This window comes from Arthrobacter sp. AL05, assembly GCF_029960715.1.
Lineage (GTDB): Bacteria > Actinomycetota > Actinomycetes > Actinomycetales > Micrococcaceae > Arthrobacter.
The window spans coordinates 44,083-61,218 of the sequence record NZ_JASBRC010000001.1 but is presented as its reverse complement, the minus strand read 5'-3'; the positions used below and the strand labels follow the sequence as shown (position 1 = coordinate 61,218).

Sequence of the window (17,136 nt, the reverse complement as noted above, 5' to 3'; positions counted from 1 at the left end):
AGCTACATCCGTCCGAAGCGCGCCCGGAGCAGCGCAAACACCCCGTAGGCGATGAACCCGGCACCGATGGCCAGCAAGAGTACCGGGCCGAACTGATGCTCCAGCAGGGCTTTGAGGCTGCCGTCCAGCCCGGTTGCGGAGGCCGGATCATTGGTGGCCGCGGCGATCACAAACAGCAGGCCCGTCAGGATCAGCGCCACTCCCTTGGCGATGTGTCCGGCAACGCCCAAGCCGCTGATCAGATGGCCCCTGCGCGTTCCCTCAAAATGGCCTAACTCCGCCTTGAACTTCTTCCCCGCGCCTTTGGCGATGAAGTACACCCCGATCCCGCTCACGGTCAGGCCCAGACCGATGAGCGCTGGCACACCGAACGGCCCGTGCACCAGTGCGACGCTCAAATCCCGGGTCGAATCGCCGGAATCGCCCCCGTTGCCCAGCGCGAAGCCGGCGAAGCTGAGTCCCACGCTGGCGTAGGCGATGCTGAGGAAGCCGGAGGAAACGAACTTGCCAACCCGGGCCCGGCGCGGGAGGTGCCGGGCCCGCAGCGTGGCCTCACTCAGCTGCCACAGGGCGAGTCCGGCGCACGCGACGAACCCCGCCCACATAACCGCCGGCCCCCAGGGGTTGGCCGCGAGCTGTTCAATCGCCCCGGTGGGCTCCGCCTGGCCGGGGGAACCCAGGGCCAGGGCCGCGGCAATCGCGCCGATAATAATGTGCAGCAGTGCCATCACGGCAAAACCGGAACGGGCGACGACGTCGAGGGCCGCACTGTTGGAGGCATCCTCCGCGGCATCTGCGGCATCTGACGCGTCGGCGGCGTCGGCGGCATACGCCACGGATTCGTCAGGGTCCTCGCCGGCAGGGGAGGGCCGGTCCCGGGGCCCTGGTGATTCCATGCCGCAGAGTCTACTCAGACCCGGTCCCCGCGCCGAACTATCAACTTTTTGCTAAGTGTGCTTACCATAGTCGGGTCGTGGCCTTAAGGGGTGACGGCAGTCCCGGACCCAGACGATAGGAAGCTCACCATGGCAGGAAATCTTGTTGCCCGATCCATCCACGACCTGACGGCGGGGGCCTGGTTCGGCGGCTCGCTGATGGGTGCTATCGGGCTGAACGGAGCAACGGCTGAAGCCAAGGACCCGGCCGAACGCACCCGCCTCTCCAGCCTGGGCTGGAAGAAGTGGGCCCCCTTCCAGGCGGCCGCCTTCGGTGCGCACCTGCTCTCCGGGCTCGCCATCATGTGGGAGAACAAGGGCCGGATGGCCAAGCAGGACGGCGTAACCCGGCTGAGCGTCTACAAGTCCATCGTTACCCTGGCCGGTGCCGCCGTGACGCTGTATTCCGGTCTGCAGGGCGCGAAGGTGGACAAGCTAGCCGCCGAAGGCGCCGAAGGTGCCACCGAGCCCAAGCCCGGCGCCTCGGAGGAACTCCGCTCGGCCCAGCAGCAGTTGAAGATCCTGCAGTGGGCGATCCCCGTCTTCGCCGGCGTGGTGATCGTCCTCGGTGCCAAGCACGGTGAAATGCAGCGGCCCAAGAACGTTTTCCAGGGCCTCACGCGCTAGCGGCACACGCCGTCAGCGCACAGGCCGCGGCGCCGGAATCCCGTTCCGGCGCCGCGGCCTGTGCGCTGCAGTGCGGTTACTGCCGGATCCACTCCGCGCAGGAGTTCAGGTTCCGGTGCACACTCTCGACGGCGGAAGTTTCGTCGTGTGCGGCGATTGCGTCCACAAGTTCGTCATGCCCTTCGTGCGGGAGGCCGCTGAAGCCGCCGCGCTGCTGCTGGCGGAGCAGGCCGGCGTGGAAAACAGCGCCGAAGCTGGCGTACAGCTCGTACAGCAGCGGATTGCCCGATGCCTGCGCAACCAGCAGATGGAAATCCCAGTCCGCCCGGGCCCAGCCTGCGTAGTCGCCGGCCAGCCAGGACTCACGGCGCGCCGTCAGCAGTTCACGCATCGCCCCGACGTCGCTGCCAGCTGCATGGCGGGCCGCAAGCCGGGCCGCCTGGGTGTCCAGCCCCACCCGGACCTCCAGGATGTGAGCCTGCGAGTGGTCCAGGTACATGCGCTGGGCCGCGCCGGAGATCTCGCTGGTGGCGCGGACGTAGGTGCCGTCCCCGCGCCGGACATCGAGCATGCCGCCGTGGGCCAGGGCCTTGACGGCCTCCCGCAGGGTTCCCCGCGAGACTCCGAGCATGGCCATCAGTTCAGGTTCGGCCGGGATCCGCTGTTGCAGCGGCCATTCGCCGGAGTGGATCAGGCCGCGCAGCTTGGCGGTGACCTCCTCCACCAGCGGCGGCCGATGGGACGGTGTATGGCTCATGACCGTCCCTCGCCGGCATCAGGCCGGGCCGGTGTGCCTGCGGCCCGCAGTTCAGTGTCCTGAAGTTCCTTCCGCTGCGGAACCTTCGGCAGGGTGGTCAGCAGATGCCCGACGGCGATCTGGCCCAAGGCAACGGCCAGCAGCAGGATCAACGGGAGCGTCCAGGCGCCCGTGGCGCTGTGCAGCAAGCCCATGCCGAAGGGGCCGAGCGTCGCCAGCAGGTAGCCGGCCGACTGCGCAACCGTGGACAAGGCGGTGGTTTCGGCAGTGGTGCGGCCGCTGCGGCTGATCATCACCATCACCAGCGGGAAGATGCCGAGCCCGAAGCCAAGCAGTACCGCGGTGACGGGTGCCCAGCTCAGCGGCAGGACGAGCATAGCCAGGACACCCGCGGCCATCGTCACAGTGGCCAGGTAGAAAGCGGTCCGTTGCATCCGCGGGCGTGATCCGATCGCGACGAGCACCATGCCGGCGGGCACCGAGACGAGCTGCATCAGACCGAACATCAGCCCGCCCTCGGATGCGGAGAGGCCCAGCGTGACCAGCATGTAGGGGAACCAACTCAGCACCGAATAGGCCAGCAGGGCCTGGACGGTGAACCCAAGGGTAATGAGCCTGCCGGTACGGGTCCGTAACAGCGGCCAGGGGGACACCGGGGCGGCCTTGATGCCGGGTGCGTTGCGGTGCGCGTGCAGGGCGATCGGCAGGAAACCCAGGCAGGCGCCCAGGGCCAGGAAGCCGATCGCGCCGACCCCGGCGGAGGGCGAGCCGAGCTGGTGCGCCACGGGAACGATCAGCACGGCAACCGCGGTGGCGCCAGTGGTCATGGTCACCGTATAGAGCGCCGTCATCAGCGATGTCCGGTGCGCGAAGTGGACCCGGATGAAGGAGGGCATCGCCACGTTGCAGATCGCCAGTCCGGACATCCCGACGACGGTGCCTGCCAGCAGCATGCCGGTGGAGGGGATGCCCCGGACCAGCAGGCCGGCAGCGAGCAGCACGAGGGAGAGCAGGATGGCTTTCTCGAGTCCCAGCCGCCGGGTCAGCCAGGACGTGGCTGCGCCGGCAACGGCGAAACAGAGCGTGGGGATCGAGGGAATAATGGCGGCGGTCAGCGGCCCGTAGCCGAGGACCTCCTGCAAGTCATGCAGGAGGGCGGCGGCTCCGGTGATGCCGGCGCGCAGGTTCAGCCCGATCAGCACAATCGCGATGACTCCGGCGATCGCCACGCCGCGCGGTGAGCGCACGACGGCGGGAGGTGCTGTCTCGGGAAGGGCGGAAGACGCCGTGCTGCTAGCCATACCTAAAGGTTAGACGTTTGACGTTTGGACCTAGCTTTTTAGTGGCGAATATCTCGGCCAGCGGCACGGCCCGGACGGGCAGGTCCGCGGCGGACGCAATGGCGGCGGAGTATCCGTCGGGAGCCGGCACGGGCCGGACCAGGAGGCCATCGACCGCTGGATTCGTGGGGCTCTGCGCATTCAGGTGCCCGCGGGGGCCGGCCGGGGCCAGCCGCAGGCCCGCGGGGTCCACGGCCAAGCCAAGTCCCGCCGCTTTCAGCGCGGCTTCCTTCGCCACCCATAGCCGGATGCGCCCGGCGTCGGTCAGCTCTGGGCCATCCGGACCGGGATGTTCCTCCGGCGCGACGGCGAACTCGTCGAAGCCGGCGAACACGCGGGCGGGCACCCTTTCGAGGTCCGCTCCGAGGCTGGCGCCGGCCGGACCGGCAGCAGCCATCACCGTTCCGTGGCTGCGCGACATGCTCAATTCGACGCCCTCGATCGAGGGTTTGCCGTGGGTGGTGCTGCCGCAGCCGGCGCACGTCCGCCGGACGGTCAGCCCGGCAGCGTCTTCGGGTTCGAGCCCCAGCCGCCACGCTGCGAGCAGCCGGAACAGGGCGTGGGACGCCGGGTAGTCCAGCCGGTCCTCGGCGCGGCTGAAACGGAGCGAGGCCTCGCGTTCCGGTGCCGAGAGGAACGCGCCCAGGCCGCCGAATAAGCCCGCGAACAGTCCCTGGCCGGCCTCTACCGCGGCATCCCTGACGGCGGGTGACGGGACCACGAGGTAGCCGATCTCGGCGGGCCCGTGCCCGGACGCGATCATCGCTTGCTGATCCGGCGGTACTGGGCGATCGCCAGCGGGGCAAAAACGGCGATGATCCCGATGCTGCAGAGCACGGAGTACAGGACCGCGTTCTCCGCTGGCCAGCCGGTCGGCGTGAGGAATCCAGCCGGTGCCGTGTTGCCGAAGAGCTCCCGGGCGGCAGTGGCGACGGCGGTGACAGGATTCCATTCGGCAATCACCCGCAGCGGGCCCGGAAGGGAGGTCACGGACACAAAGGCGCCGGACACAAAGGTGACCGGGAACAGCCAGACAAGCCCGAGGCTTTGGGCGACTTCAACGCTCCGGGCGGTCAGGGCAATGACTGCCCCGATCCAGGAGACGGCAAAGGCAAACAGCAGCAACAGGGCCAGGGCGGCCAGGGCGGATGCCGGCCCCGTGGAGATCCGCCAGCCGATGGCGAGACCGCAGAGCAGGGTGACGGCGACGGACAGTACGCTCGTGGACAGATCCGAGGAGGTGCGGCCCAGGATTACGGCCACGCGGGACATCGGCAGGGAGCGGAAGCGGTCGATCAGCCCGAGCTGGAGATCCTTGGCCAGGTAGACCGCGGTGAAGGAGGCGTTAAACGTCAGGGTCTGCGCCAGGATGCCGCCGATCAGGTAGCTGCGGTATTGGTCCCCGCCGAGGGTGCCGCCGAAGACGAAGCCCAGCAGCAGGACGAACATCACCGGCTGCACGATTCCCGTGACCAGCGCTCCGGGCGTGCGCACTACGTTGATGAGGTTGCGCCGGGCAATGACGGAGCTGTCGCGGGCGGCTGCGGCGATGGCGCTCATGCTGGCACCTCGACTTTCTCCGGCGTCTGCACGTCCGGCGTCCGGTCTTGCGTGGCCGGCGCCGCGGCGTGGCCGGTGAGCTGCAGGAAGACGTCGTCCAGGGTGGGGCGGCGCAGCGATGCTTCCTCTACCGGCAGGGCGCGGGCATCAAGTTCTGAAAGCACCCGGACCAGCAACCGGTGGCCTTCGGGAGCGGCGACGGAAATCCGCAGGTTTTGCGGGTCCAGCTCGGGCCGTGAGCCCGGGCCCGCTGCCTGCTCCAGCACCCCGGCCGCCGCGGCGAGGTCGGCGGCGTTGCGCATCACGACGTCGATCCGTTCGGATCCGGCGCTTTGTTTCAGTTCCGTCGCGGTCCCCTCCGCGATGACGCGGCCGTGGTTAATGACGGCGATGTGGTCTGCGAGCCGATCGGCCTCCTCGAGGTACTGGGTGGTGAGCAGCACGGTGGTGCCGTCCGCCACAAGACCGGACACAACGTCCCAGGTATCGAGGCGGCCCCGCGGGTCAAGTCCGGTGGTGGGCTCGTCCAGTACAACGACCTTGGGCCGGGCGACTATGGCTCCGGCGAGGTCCAGCCGGCGCCGCATGCCGCCGGAAAACGTCCCGGAGCGTTTGCCTGCGACGTCGGTGAGCCGGAAGCTCTCGAGGAGTTCGTGTGCCCTGGCCGTGGCGGTCCGTCGGTTCATCCCGTAGAGCCGGCCCACCATGTGCAGGTTTTCGAAGGCGGTTAGTTTCTCGTCCACGGCGGCATACTGGCCGGACAGGCCCAGGTTCCGCCGCACCAGCTCCGGATGGCTGAGCACCGAATGGCCGGCGACCCGGGCGTCGCCGCTGTCAGGGGACAACAAGGTGGTGAGCACCTTGACGGTGGTGGTCTTGCCGGAACCGTTTGGTCCCAGCAGTCCCAGCACCGTTCCTTCGCCGGCCCGCAGCGTGAGCCCGTCAAGGGCCTTGAAGCTGCCGAAACTCTTGCTGACGTTCTCGACCCGGATCACTGCGCAGTAGCGAGTTCTGCGACCTTGCGCGGCGCCATATCCGTCCAGGTCCGGGACACGTAGTCGAGGCAGGCCTCCCGGCTGTCCGGGCCAAACATGGTGACCCAGCCCTGCGGCACTGCCGCGAAAGCCGGCCAGAGGGAGTGCTGCTGGTACTCGTTCACGAGTACGGAGAACGTTGCGGACTTGTCATCGAATGGATTCGTCACGTTGACCTTTCCTGTCAGTTCTGGCGTTCGGACAGCCCCCTACTGGAGCTGAGGCATCACTGGTTATTCGGGTCCGCTGCCCAGTTGGATGGCCAGTGCCGGCATAATTGCGCTGAGAGCCCGGTCACTGAGCAGCTGGGAGTGACGCTCGTCCACGGCAACATCGGTAATGGTCCCGCTGATGAACGGCTGCCAGGCACCGGTGCCGGGGGTGCCTTCAGGCACCTCGCGGGTGGCCCGGAGGAACAGCAGGTCGCCGTCGAAAACCTGCGGCTGCTCCTGGCGGATCAGCCGCGCCAGCGGCGGGAAGTTGCCCACCATGGCGTTGACAGAGGCCAACGGGACGCTGCCCAGCGGGTTGTGGTGTTCGCGCAGGATTTCCTGGGCGCGTTGCCCGTCGAGCCCGGCCTTGTCCTGTTCCCCCAGCTCATAGCCTTGCGCTTCGAGGTAGCTGGCCCAGAGCGCTTGGCCTGTACCCACCTTGGCGTTATCCTCCTGGTTGCCGGGGAAGGCGTCGAGGATGGCCAGGAAAGCCACCTCCTCGCCGAGTTCCTGCAGCCGGGTGGCCAGCCGGTGGACGAGGTGGCCGCCGAAGGACCACCCCATCAGATGGTAGGGGCCCGCCGGCTGCACGGAGCGGAGCTTGGCGATGTAGTCATCGGCCAGTTCGGTCAGATTTGCTGCCTCGATCGGGTGGGTGCGGCCCGGTTCCATGCCGGGCATCTGGAGTCCGAACAACGGCCGCTCCGGATCCAGTTTGCCCAGCATGGAGGCATAGCCCCAGCTGATCCCGGATGCCGGGTGCACAGCAAACAGCGGCAGCTTGGTTCCGGTGGTCCGCAGCGGAAGCAGTTGGCGCAGGCTGTCCGCGGCGCTCTCCTGCGCACCTTTGGACGCCTCGCGGAGCAGGCCCTCGACGGTGGGCGCCCGGAACAGCGACTGGACCGTCAACTCCGTCCCCAGTGCAGCGTTGACCTTGGCGATGAGCGGCCGGGCCAGGAACGAGTGGCCGCCGAGCTCGAAGAACGATTCGTCCACGCCGGCCCGGTCCAGGGACAGCACGTCGGCGAAGATCGCCGCGACGGTTTTTTCCCGCGGCGTCCGCGGACCCCGCCCGGCAGTGCGGGCCGTGCTGCCGGGATCCGGCAGCGCGGCCGTGTCCACCTTGCCGTGCGGGGTCAGCGGCACCTCATCGATCACCACAACGGCGGCGGGAACCATGTAGTCCGGCAGCAGGCCCCGTACGTGGTCGCGGACCTCCCCGGACAGGGTTCCGGCATCGGGGCCGTCGGCGGAGTCCGCCGTGTGGCCGGGTGCCGCCGGAACGACGTACCCGATCAGGCGCGTGCCGCCGTCGGTGCCGACGGCACGGACGACGGCGGCGCTGACGCCGGCGGCGCTGCGCAGGGCCTGCTCCACTTCGCCGGGTTCGACCCTGAAGCCGCGGATCTTCAGCTGGTCATCGTTGCGGCCGGCAAATACCAGCCGGCCGTCGGCGTGCCGGAAGACCAGGTCGCCGGTGCGGTACATACGTTCGCCGCCGCCGGTGAAGGGATCCGCAATAAAACGCTCGGCCGTCAGCTCCGGACGGCCGCGGTAGCCGCGGGCCAGTTGGCGGCCGGCGATGTAGAGCTCGCCGGCCGCGCCGGGAAGGGTGTGCTGCAACCGGTCGTCCAGGACGTAAAGCCGGGTGCCCGCGGTGGGGCTGCCCAGCACCGGCTCGCCGGTCCCGCCAACCCGGGCCAGCACGGTATCCACGGTGGCTTCGGTAGGTCCGTAGAGGTTCCAGGCTTGGACGCCGCGGTGTGCGGCAACTGTGTTCCACAGTCCTGCGTCGAAGGCCTCCCCGCCGAGGGCCAGGCTAAAACGTTCCGCCTCGTCGCCGCCGGGGGTGTGCGCCTCGAGCAGCCGGGTGAATTCCGGCTCGGCCAGGAGCTGCCGGAGATAGCCGGGGGTGGTCTCCCACGCGTTGATGCCATGCGCTGCGAAGTAGGCGGCCAGCTGCTGCGCGTCGCGGCGGGTCTCGTCGTCGATCAGGTGCAGCTCGTGGCCCGCCACCATCCACAGGATCGGGTCCCAGGAGGCGTCGAAGCCAACGCCCGTGGTGTGCGCGGCCCGGCGGTGTCCGAGGCCGGACAGCAGGGTCTCGCGGTGCGATCCGAGCAGGGCAGCCAGGGCGCCATGGCTGATTTCGACGCCTTTGGGCCGGCCGGTGGAACCGGATGTGAAGATCACATAGGCCAGCTCGCGCGGCTCCGGAACGGCAAACGCTGCCAGCGCGGCGGCGACGGTGTCCCGGCCGGGTTCCTTCTCCGGTTCCGTCACTGCCGCCAGGTCTTCCAGGACCAGCACCCGGGGCCGGACCGTCAGCCCGGCGAGGATTTGCTCCACCCGGGCGGCCACGCTGCGGCTGGTCAGGATGACCGGCGGGGCAGCGTCCGCGATGATTGCCGAGGCGCGCTCGTCCGGGTATTCGGTGTCGATCGGGTTGTAGACGGCGCCGGCGGCCAGTACACCGAACATGCCCTCAACTGTTGCCCGTGAGCGGGGGAGCAGCACGGATACAACGTCGCCGCGGCTGACACCTGTCCCGGTGAGTGCGGCCGCGATCCGGGATGCCGAGGCGGCAAGTCCGGCAAAGCTCAGGGTGCCATCGGCCGCGACCACCGCTGCGGCGTCCGGCGTCGCCCGGACCGTGGCGGCGAACGCCGCCAGGATTCCGGGTTCGGGGTCTTCCGCAGACGGATCCGAGCGGGATCCGGCGGTGACCTTCATCAGGGCGCCAGCTTCCGCAGTCCCGATCAGGCCCAGCAGCGAAACCGGGGTGTCCGGGGAAGCTGCGGCGAGCTCCAGGAACCGGCCGAAACTGGCGGCCAGGCGCCGGGCCGTGGCGTCCTCAAACATCGCAGCATTGTAGTCCAGCGTGCCGGCCAGTCCGCCGTTTCCGCCGTCGGGCCGGAACGTAAAGGAGAGGTCGAATTTCGCCTCGCCCGACCCTGTTTCGGGTTCGGCGTCCACCCGGACTCCGGGCAGTTGCGGAACGGCAGGAGCCCCGGTGTCCACGGTGAGCATGGTCTGGAACAGCGGGTGGCGTCCCAGTTCACGGTCCGGGTTGACGGCCTCGACGAGCCGTTCGAACGGTACGTCGTTATGGTCGAAGGCATCCAGGATGCCTTCCCGCGAGCGGCCGAGCATGGTCCGCAGGCTGGGGTCTCCGGCGGCGTCCACGCGCAGCGGCAGGGTGTTGACGAAGAAGCCGACCAGCTCGCGCAGGGCGGGGTCCGTCCGTCCGGCGGTGGGGGAACCAATCACCAGATCCTCGCCGGCGCCGCTGCGGTGCAGGAAAGCGGCCAGGGCGGCGTGGAGCGCCATAAACAGGCTGGCGTTCGATGCCGAGGCCAGGGCGTTCAGTGCAGTGACGCTGTCCGGACCGAGCAGGAAGCCCAGCTGCCGGCCGGGCTGGCGTGACTCGCGGGGCCTGCGGTGGTCCGCCGGCAGCATCAGCTCTGCGGGGATCCCGGCCAGGGTGCGGCGCCAGTGGTCCAGTTTGGCCGTAAGGGCGCTCCCGTCGAGCTGTTGCCGCTGCCAGTGGGCGTAGTCGGCGTACTGCAGGGGCAGGGGTGCCGGAGCGGCGGCCGGGCCCTGGCCGCGGGCGGCCGTGTAGGCGGCAGAGAGGTCCCGCGCCAGCGGGGCCAGGGACGCCCCGTCGCTTGCGATGTGGTGCATCACAAGGTGCAGGACCCACTCCGGTGAGCCGGCTGAGCGGACGGGGATCAACCTCGCCCGCAGCGGCAGCTCGGAGCGGACATCAAAGCCGTGCTCTGCGTCGTCCCGCAGCAGCACCGGGACTGCGTCGCGCGCCGCGGGCGGATTGACGGTCAGGTGCATGCCCGGCCCGTGGGTGGCGTCAGAGGGGTCCAGGACCAGCTGCTCCGGAACTCCGCCGGTCTCCGGGTAGATGGTCCGGAGGACGTCGTGGCGCCGGAACAGCGCGCCGACGGCGGCGGCCAGTGCCTGTTCGTCGAGTTCACCGGTCAGACGCACCGCCAGGGAGATGTTGTAGTCGGCCGAGCCCGGATCCAGCTGGTTGAGGAACCACATCCGGGACTGGGCGTACGAGAGCTCCGGCCGGGCATTGCGGGCAGAATCGTTGTTTGCCAGCCATTCCGTGAGGGAGACCGGCTCAGCGGCCGGCTCCCGCTGCCCGGAGCCCGGCGCCGTTGCCGGCGCCGCCGCGGAAGCTTCGGTCCCCGGGGTACCGGTCTGCCGGTGCACTGCCGAGAGCAGCCCGGCCGGTGTGGGCTCGTTGAAGAGCATACGCAGCGGAAGTTCGGTGCCAAAGGCGTCGCGGATTCCGCCCATCATCGAGACGGCGAGCAGGGAGTGTCCGCCCAGGACGAAGAAGTCATCGCCCATCGAGACCTCAGCAACGCCCAAGACATCGGCGAAGATCCCGCACATGGTGCGTTCGTCAGCGGTCTCGGGAGCGGCCCCGGAGCCCGCGCCGGTGCCCGCGGAGGGAGCCGGCAGGGCTTTGCGGTCCAGCTTGCCGTGCGGCGTCAGGGGAATCGCGGACAACTGCATAAAGACGGACGGCACCATGTAGTCGGGCAGCTTGCCGGCGGCCAGCTCGCGCAGATCCTCGGCTCCGGCGCTCCCCGTGTAGTAGGCCACCACACGGTGGGCCGGCTCGCCGTCGGCCACGGCTACCGCGCGGTCAAGCTGCGGGTGGGAGGCCAGCGCGGCCTCAATTTCGCCGAGTTCGATCCGGAAACCGCGGACCTTGACCTGTTCGTCCGTGCGGGAGAGGAACTCCAGGGAGCCATCCGGTGCCCGGCGGACCAGGTCGCCGGTGCGGTACATCCGGCTGCCGTCGGCGGCGAAGGGGTTGGCCACAAAACGGCAGGCCGTCTCGGCGGGGCGCCGGTCGTAGCCGCGTGCCATGCCGGGACCGGCAAGGTACAGCTCGCCCGGCACGCCTGCCGGAGCCAGCGCCAGGTACGGGTCCAGGACAAAGGTGTCCGTATTGGCGATGCCACGGCCGATGGACGGTGAGCCGCCGCTGATCTCAGCGGTCACCGAGTCCACAGTGAACTCAGTGGGACCGTAGAAGTTATGGGCCGCGACCTCGGGAGTCGAGGCCAGCTGCGTCCACAGCTCGGCCGTCACAGCCTCGCCGCCAAGGGCGAGGAGCAGCGGCTGGTCCCGGGCCGGGTCGAGCAGGCCGCTGTGCAGAAGCTGGCCGGCGTAGGACGGCGTCGTTTCCAGCACGTCGATGCCGTGGCTGCGGCAGTAGCCAGCGAGTGATTCGGCGTCGCTGCGGACCTCGTCAGCCACGATGTGGAGCTCCGCGCCGGCGATCAGCCACAGCATCGGGTCCCAGGCGGCGTCGAAGCCAAGCCCGGCGATATGGGCCACGGACACGGTACCGTCCGGACCGGCGGCCTGGAAGCGCGGTACGTACAGTGTGCGGTGGTGGTGCCGGTACAGGTTGGCCAGCGCGCCGTGCGGCACGGCGACGCCCTTGGGTCGCCCGGCGGAACCGGAGGTGTAGAGCACGTAGGCGAGGTCGCCGGCGGCCGGGCGGCGCTGTGCCAGGTCCGCGTCGGTGACCTCGGCACCCGCCGCCAGCAGCGTGCCGACGTCGAGGTGCCGCGGGCCGTCGGTGCCGCGGTCCGCCGCGGACGGTGCGGCGGAGATGACGACGGCGGGAGCGCCGTCTTCAAGGATCACCCGGATCCGCTCCTGCGGGTAGGAAAGGTCCACGGGGATGTAGACGGCGCCGGCGGCCAGTACCGCGAGGGCCGCAGTCACCACGTCGGCAGTGCGCGGCAGGGCAACGGCGACCCGGTCGCCAGGGCCCACACCGGAGGCCATCAGTCCGGCGGCGAGGGCCCGGACCCGGGCATCGAGCCGGGCGAAACTCATGGCCCCGGTGGCGTCCACGAGTGCCGGCGCGTTCGGAGTCCGTGCCATCGTGGCGCGGAGGGCATCCACGACGGTTTCCGGGCCGAAGTCGCCGGACCCGGGTGCCCCTGCACTCAGGCTGTGTGCCAGGGCGAGCTGGTGCTGCTCGGGGGACTGGATCCGCAGCCGGTCCAGCGTGATCCCGGGATCTGCGGCGAACTGCTCGATCACTGCTACGTACCCTGCCACGAGCTGCTCGACGGTGGACCGGGCGAACAACGCGGGGTTGTAGGCGAGTGAGCCGCGGATGCCGGTGGCCGCGGGCCCGTCCTCATCGGTGGCAGCTTCCACCAGGTCCAGCAGCAGGTCGAATTTAGCCCCGCCCGGTTCCTGGCTCAGGTCCGCGGTGGCATCGAGCCCGTTCATGTTCAGCCCGGCAGCCGCAGTGTTCTGCAGCGTGAGCATCACCTGGAACAGGGGGTGGCGGTGCTGGGACCGGGCCGGGTTGAGCTCCTCGACCACACGCTCAAAGGGCGCGTCCTGGTTGGCGTAGGCGTGCAGGTTTGTGTACCTGACACTTTCCACGAGCTCCGCCGCGGTGGGATTTCCGGAGGTGTTGGTCCGCAGCACCAGGGTGTTGACGAAGAAGCCCACCAGCTCGTTGAGCTGGGTGTCCGTGCGGCCGGCCACGGGGGTGCCGAGCGGGATGTCCTCTCCCGCGCCGGACTTGGTGAGCAGGGCCGCGAGCGCGGCCTGCAGCACCATAAAGAGGCTGGCGTTGTGTTCGCGTGCCAGCGCGTTTAGCCGGGCGCTGGTTTCCGGACGGATGGTCAGGGGAACTGACGACGCCGGTCCGGCGGCGCTGTGCGCGCCCCGGATGAAGTCGAACGGCAGCCGGAGTTCCTCCGGAGCGCCGCGCAGTTCGCGGGTCCAGAACTCCAGCTGGCGGGAGATGGCACTCGTCGGGTCAGCTTCGCTGCCCAGTTCGCCGCGCTGCCACAGCGTGTAGTCGGCGTATTGCACCGGCAGCGGCGCCAGTGCGGTGTCCGCGCCCGAGGCGAGGGCGTTGTAGGCGAGCGAGAGATCCTGCGCGAGCGGTGCCAGGGACCAGCCGTCTGCGGCAATGTGATGCAGTGTGATGGCCAATACGTGGTGCTCCGGCGCCAGCTGGAACAGCACGGCGCGCAGCGGCAGTTCGCGTGTGACGTCGAAGCCGCGGCGGGTTTCCGCTGCGAGGGCGCCCGGCAGTCCTTCGGCGCTGCACTGGACAGCCAGCAGTTCCACCGGCCGCTCGCCGTCGGGCAGGATCTGCTGGGCGGGTTCACCGTCGATCAGCGGAAAAACCGTCCGCAGTGTTTCGTGGCGTCCGGCCAGCCTGTTGATCGCAGCATAAAGCGCCGGGACGTCCAGGGTGCCTTTGAGGTCCAGCACCACAGGGATGTTGTAGGCGCCGGACTCCGGATCGAAGCGGTTCAGGAACCACAGCCTGCGCTGGGCGAAGGACAGCGGCACAACGGCCGGGCGGTCGGCGGGCTTGAGCGGGTGGGCGTTGTTGGCTCCCAACTCAAGGGTGCCGGCGAGGGCAGCCACGGTGGCCTGTTCAAAAACCGTGCGCAGCGCCGGTGCGACCCCGGTCCGGTCCCGCAGCAGTGCCACGAGCCGGGTAGCCAGCAGCGAGTGGCCGCCGAGTTCAAAAAAGTCGTCGTCCACGCCGACGGCGTCGAGGCCCAGGACCTCCTTAAAGGCATCGGCTACGATCCGTTCCCGCTCATTGCGTGGCGTCGAGACGGCGGTTTCCTGCTGCGGAGCAGGAAGGGCCCGGGAGTCCAGTTTGCCGTTGGCGGTCAGCGGGATGTCGGGGATCTGCTGCACGGCGGTGGGCACCATATAATCCGGCAGCTGCCGGCGGACTGCGTGCCGGAGTCCGGCCGTGTCCAGTGTGGTTCCGTCCGGTCCGGCCGCGGTGACATAGCCGAGCAGCTGGTCGTAGCCGGCGCGGTTCTTCGTGACGGCGACGGCGGCGTGTTCCACCCCGTCGAGGCCGCGGAGCGCTTCCTCGATTTCGGCGAGCTCGATCCGGAAACCGCGGATCTTGACCTGGGCGTCCATCCGGCCGCGGAATTCCAGGGTGCCGTCCGGCAGGCGCCGGACGACGTCGCCGGTCCGGTACATCCGGGAGCCGTCCGGAACGAACGGGTCGGCGACGAAGCGTTCGGCGCTGAGCCCGGGCTGGTCAAGGTAGCCGCGGGCCAGGTTGATGCCGGCGACGTAGAGCTCACCGATGGCGTTGACGGGAACCGGGTTCAGGCCGGAGTCCAGGATGTAGTGCCGGCTGTTGGCTACGGAGTCACCGAGGGTCGGTTCCGTGCCGGGGGACATCACGGCGGTGAGGGAATCGACAGTCGTCTCCGTGGGGCCGTAGAAGTTGTAGGCCACGAGCCCTTCCTTCTCGGCGAGGGCGCTCCACAGCGGCGGGTCGACGGCTTCGCCGCCCAGGGCCACCACGGATGGGTGGGCGGCCTGATCGAACAAGCCCCCGGCCAGCAGCACCTTGGCGAAGGACGGGGTGGTTTCGATCGAGTCGATGCCGGTGCCGGCCAGGTAGCTGCTGAGGGCTTCCGGGTCCCGGCGGGTCTGGTTGTCCACCAGATGCAGTTCATGTCCGGCGATGAGCCAGAGGATGGGGTCCCAGGAGGCGTCAAAGGACAACCCTGCGGTGTGCGCGACCCGCAACTTCCGCCCCAGCCGCTCTTCTGCGGGGGCGAAGATGCTCTCCCGGTGCGAGGTGTAAAGGTTCAGCAGGGCCAGATGCTCGACGCCGACGCCTTTGGGCCGGCCGGTGGAACCGGAGGTAAAGATGACGTACGCGAGATCCTGCTGGCCGGCCGGGCACGGAAGCGGTGACGCGTCCTTGCCGTCCAGGCAGGACACCATCAGGGCGGCATCGAGCACAGTGACGGGTACATCCGTGGCGAGGTCGGCATGCTCGGACGCGTCGCCGGTGAAGGCTCCGGACGTCAGCAGCCGGACCGGCGCGGCATCTTCGAGCATGCCCTCGACCCGGCCCGCCGGGTAGTCCGGGTCCAGGGGCAGGTATGCGGCGCCGGATTTCAGGATCGCCAGGATTGCGACGGGCAGCAGGACGCTGCGGCCCAGCCGGACGGCAACGGTCTGCCCGGGGCCCGCCCCGTGGCTGCTGAGGAACCTGGCCAGCTGGTTCGACCGCGATTCGAGCTCGCCGAAAGTCAGTTCGCCGTCGGGCGCCACGACGGCGGTCCGGGGGCCGGACTCGCGGGCGTTGAGCCGGAACTCCTCCACTATGGTGTGCCCGGGAAGGTCCGCGTCCCCGGCCTCCCCGGCCGCCAGCAGCGAAAGTTCTTCGGCGGCGGTCGTCACCGACAGTGAGGCCAGAAGCGACTCGGGCTCGGTAGCTACGGCGTCGAGGAGCCGGACGAAGCGCTCCAGATGCTCCTGCAGTTCCGATGTGCTGTAGAGCGCCGCGTTGGCTTCGAACTGGACGGTGGGCGCCGCTTTGCCGCGGGAACCGCCCTCGGGCGCCGAACCGCCGGCCAGGCCGTGGATGATGATGGAGAGGTCATCGATGGGGCCGGTGGAGAGAATGTTCATGGTGCCGCGGGCCGGGCCAAAACTGATGTTTTCCAGGACGGGCAGGATATTCACCGAGGGGCCGCGGTAGCCGCTCTGGGCATTCAGGTCCTCGAAGCGGGCGCGCTGGTGGATGAGGGCGCCGCGCAGGGTGGCGCCCATGGCGCTGACGGTATCCCGCACTGTCGCGCCGGGTTCGACGCCGATCCGGATCGGCAGGATGTTGGAGAGCATGGACGGCGTGGATTTCGCCAGTTGGCCGCGGCGCGCGGTCACCGGCAGTGCCACGGAGACCTCGCGTTCGCCGGTGATCCGGTGCAGGTAAAGGGCTGCCGTGGTGAGGATCTGGGCAGGTGCGGATCCGGTGGCTGAGGCCAGCGCGGCGACGGCCGTGGGCGGCAGCGTCCTGGTGGCGCGGACCAGCGAACTGGCCGTACCCGTCGGCCGGCCGGCGAGTCCTGTTGCGGCCGAAGCGCCCTGCAGCTGGTCTTTCCAAAAGCTGCGGTCAGCGTCGGCGGTCGCTGATTCTGCGTAGTCGCTCTCGGCGGCCAGCAGCTCGGGCAAGGCGCCGAAGGCCCGCGGCCGGTCACGCCCGGCGCCATTGCCGTCGGAGCCCCCCAGCAGGCCCTGATAAAGCTCTGCCACGCGCTTGAGCACCAGCACGGCCGAGTAGCCGTCCAGCATCAGGTGGTGCACGCGCTGGTAGAAGAAGTGCCGCTGGTCGGAAATCCTGATCAGTTCGGTGTGCAGCAGCTCATCGGTGATGACATCGCGGGGGAAGCCCAGGTCCGAGTCCATCAGCATCCGGGCTTGGGCCTCGGGGTCGTTGGCGCCGCTAAGATCCGTGACGTCCAGTCCGGCCGGGTTGGACCGCGGCAGCTGGAACGGACCTGCATGGTCCTCGCCGAAGGCCACATTGAGGGCATCGGTTTCCGCCACGGCCCGGGCCAGGGCCTCGGCCAGCACCGGCACCTCAAGCGTTCCCTCAATCTCGACGAACTGCCCGATCTGGTACATCGGATTCTCCGGCGCCAGCCGCTGCGCGTACCAGATGCCCCGCTGCGCGGGACTCAGATCCAGCCGGCCGCCGGAGGTGTTGGGCTGGGCGTTCAGAGGATTCGGGGACATGTTCCTTCTCGGTATCTTTCGAGGTGGGCGCGTTCAGGGCACAGCGAAGCGGCCCGCGCCGCGGGCTCAGAC

Annotated in this window: 9 protein-coding genes; 1 reads left to right on the top strand and 8 read right to left on the bottom strand. The window is 69.3% G+C overall.

All coding sequences use genetic code 11. The annotated features are described in order from the left end of the window. Positions 1–2: 2 nt before the first annotated feature. A complete protein-coding gene (locus tag QK287_RS00275) occupies positions 3–896 on the bottom strand; it encodes a DUF1206 domain-containing protein (protein WP_282358559.1) in 894 nt (297 codons plus the stop codon). Between the two features lie 129 nt (positions 897–1,025). Here QK287_RS00275 and QK287_RS00270 point away from each other — a divergent pair, with 129 nt between their 5' ends. Further along, positions 1,026–1,562: a hypothetical protein gene (locus tag QK287_RS00270; protein WP_226775690.1), complete on the top strand. Its 537-nt coding sequence runs from the start codon at positions 1,026–1,028 to the stop codon at positions 1,560–1,562. A gap of 76 nt (positions 1,563–1,638) precedes the next feature. On the opposite strand, the gene QK287_RS00265 is transcribed toward QK287_RS00270, so the two are convergent. The 7 genes from QK287_RS00265 to QK287_RS00235 form a co-directional block, all read right to left on the bottom strand. After that, the gene (locus QK287_RS00265; protein ID WP_226775689.1) at positions 1,639–2,319 is read right to left on the bottom strand and encodes an FCD domain-containing protein; all 681 of its coding nucleotides are present in this window, start codon (positions 2,317–2,319) and stop codon (positions 1,639–1,641) included. Further along, entirely contained in the window at positions 2,316–3,620 is a 1,305-nt protein-coding gene (locus QK287_RS00260; RefSeq protein ID WP_226775688.1) for an MFS transporter, read from the bottom strand. The genes QK287_RS00265 and QK287_RS00260 overlap by 4 nt, the downstream gene beginning before the upstream one ends. Next, positions 3,613–4,422, bottom strand: a complete 810-nt coding sequence (locus QK287_RS00255; RefSeq protein ID WP_282358557.1) for a hypothetical protein — start codon at positions 4,420–4,422, stop codon at positions 3,613–3,615. Before QK287_RS00255 ends, QK287_RS00260 begins: the two co-directional genes overlap by 8 nt. Further along, positions 4,419–5,219: an ABC transporter permease gene (locus QK287_RS00250; protein ID WP_226775686.1), complete on the bottom strand. Its 801-nt coding sequence runs from the start codon at positions 5,217–5,219 to the stop codon at positions 4,419–4,421. The genes QK287_RS00255 and QK287_RS00250 overlap by 4 nt, the downstream gene beginning before the upstream one ends. Continuing rightward, entirely contained in the window at positions 5,216–6,214 is a 999-nt protein-coding gene (locus tag QK287_RS00245) for an ATP-binding cassette domain-containing protein (RefSeq protein WP_282358556.1), read from the bottom strand. Before QK287_RS00245 ends, QK287_RS00250 begins: the two co-directional genes overlap by 4 nt. Beyond that, positions 6,211–6,423: an MbtH family protein gene (locus QK287_RS00240; RefSeq protein WP_226759692.1), complete on the bottom strand. Its 213-nt coding sequence runs from the start codon at positions 6,421–6,423 to the stop codon at positions 6,211–6,213. Before QK287_RS00240 ends, QK287_RS00245 begins: the two co-directional genes overlap by 4 nt. Positions 6,424–6,486: 63 nt before the next feature. Then, positions 6,487–17,064, bottom strand: a complete 10,578-nt coding sequence (locus QK287_RS00235; RefSeq protein ID WP_282358550.1) for a non-ribosomal peptide synthetase — start codon at positions 17,062–17,064, stop codon at positions 6,487–6,489. Positions 17,065–17,136: the final 72 nt, after the last annotated feature.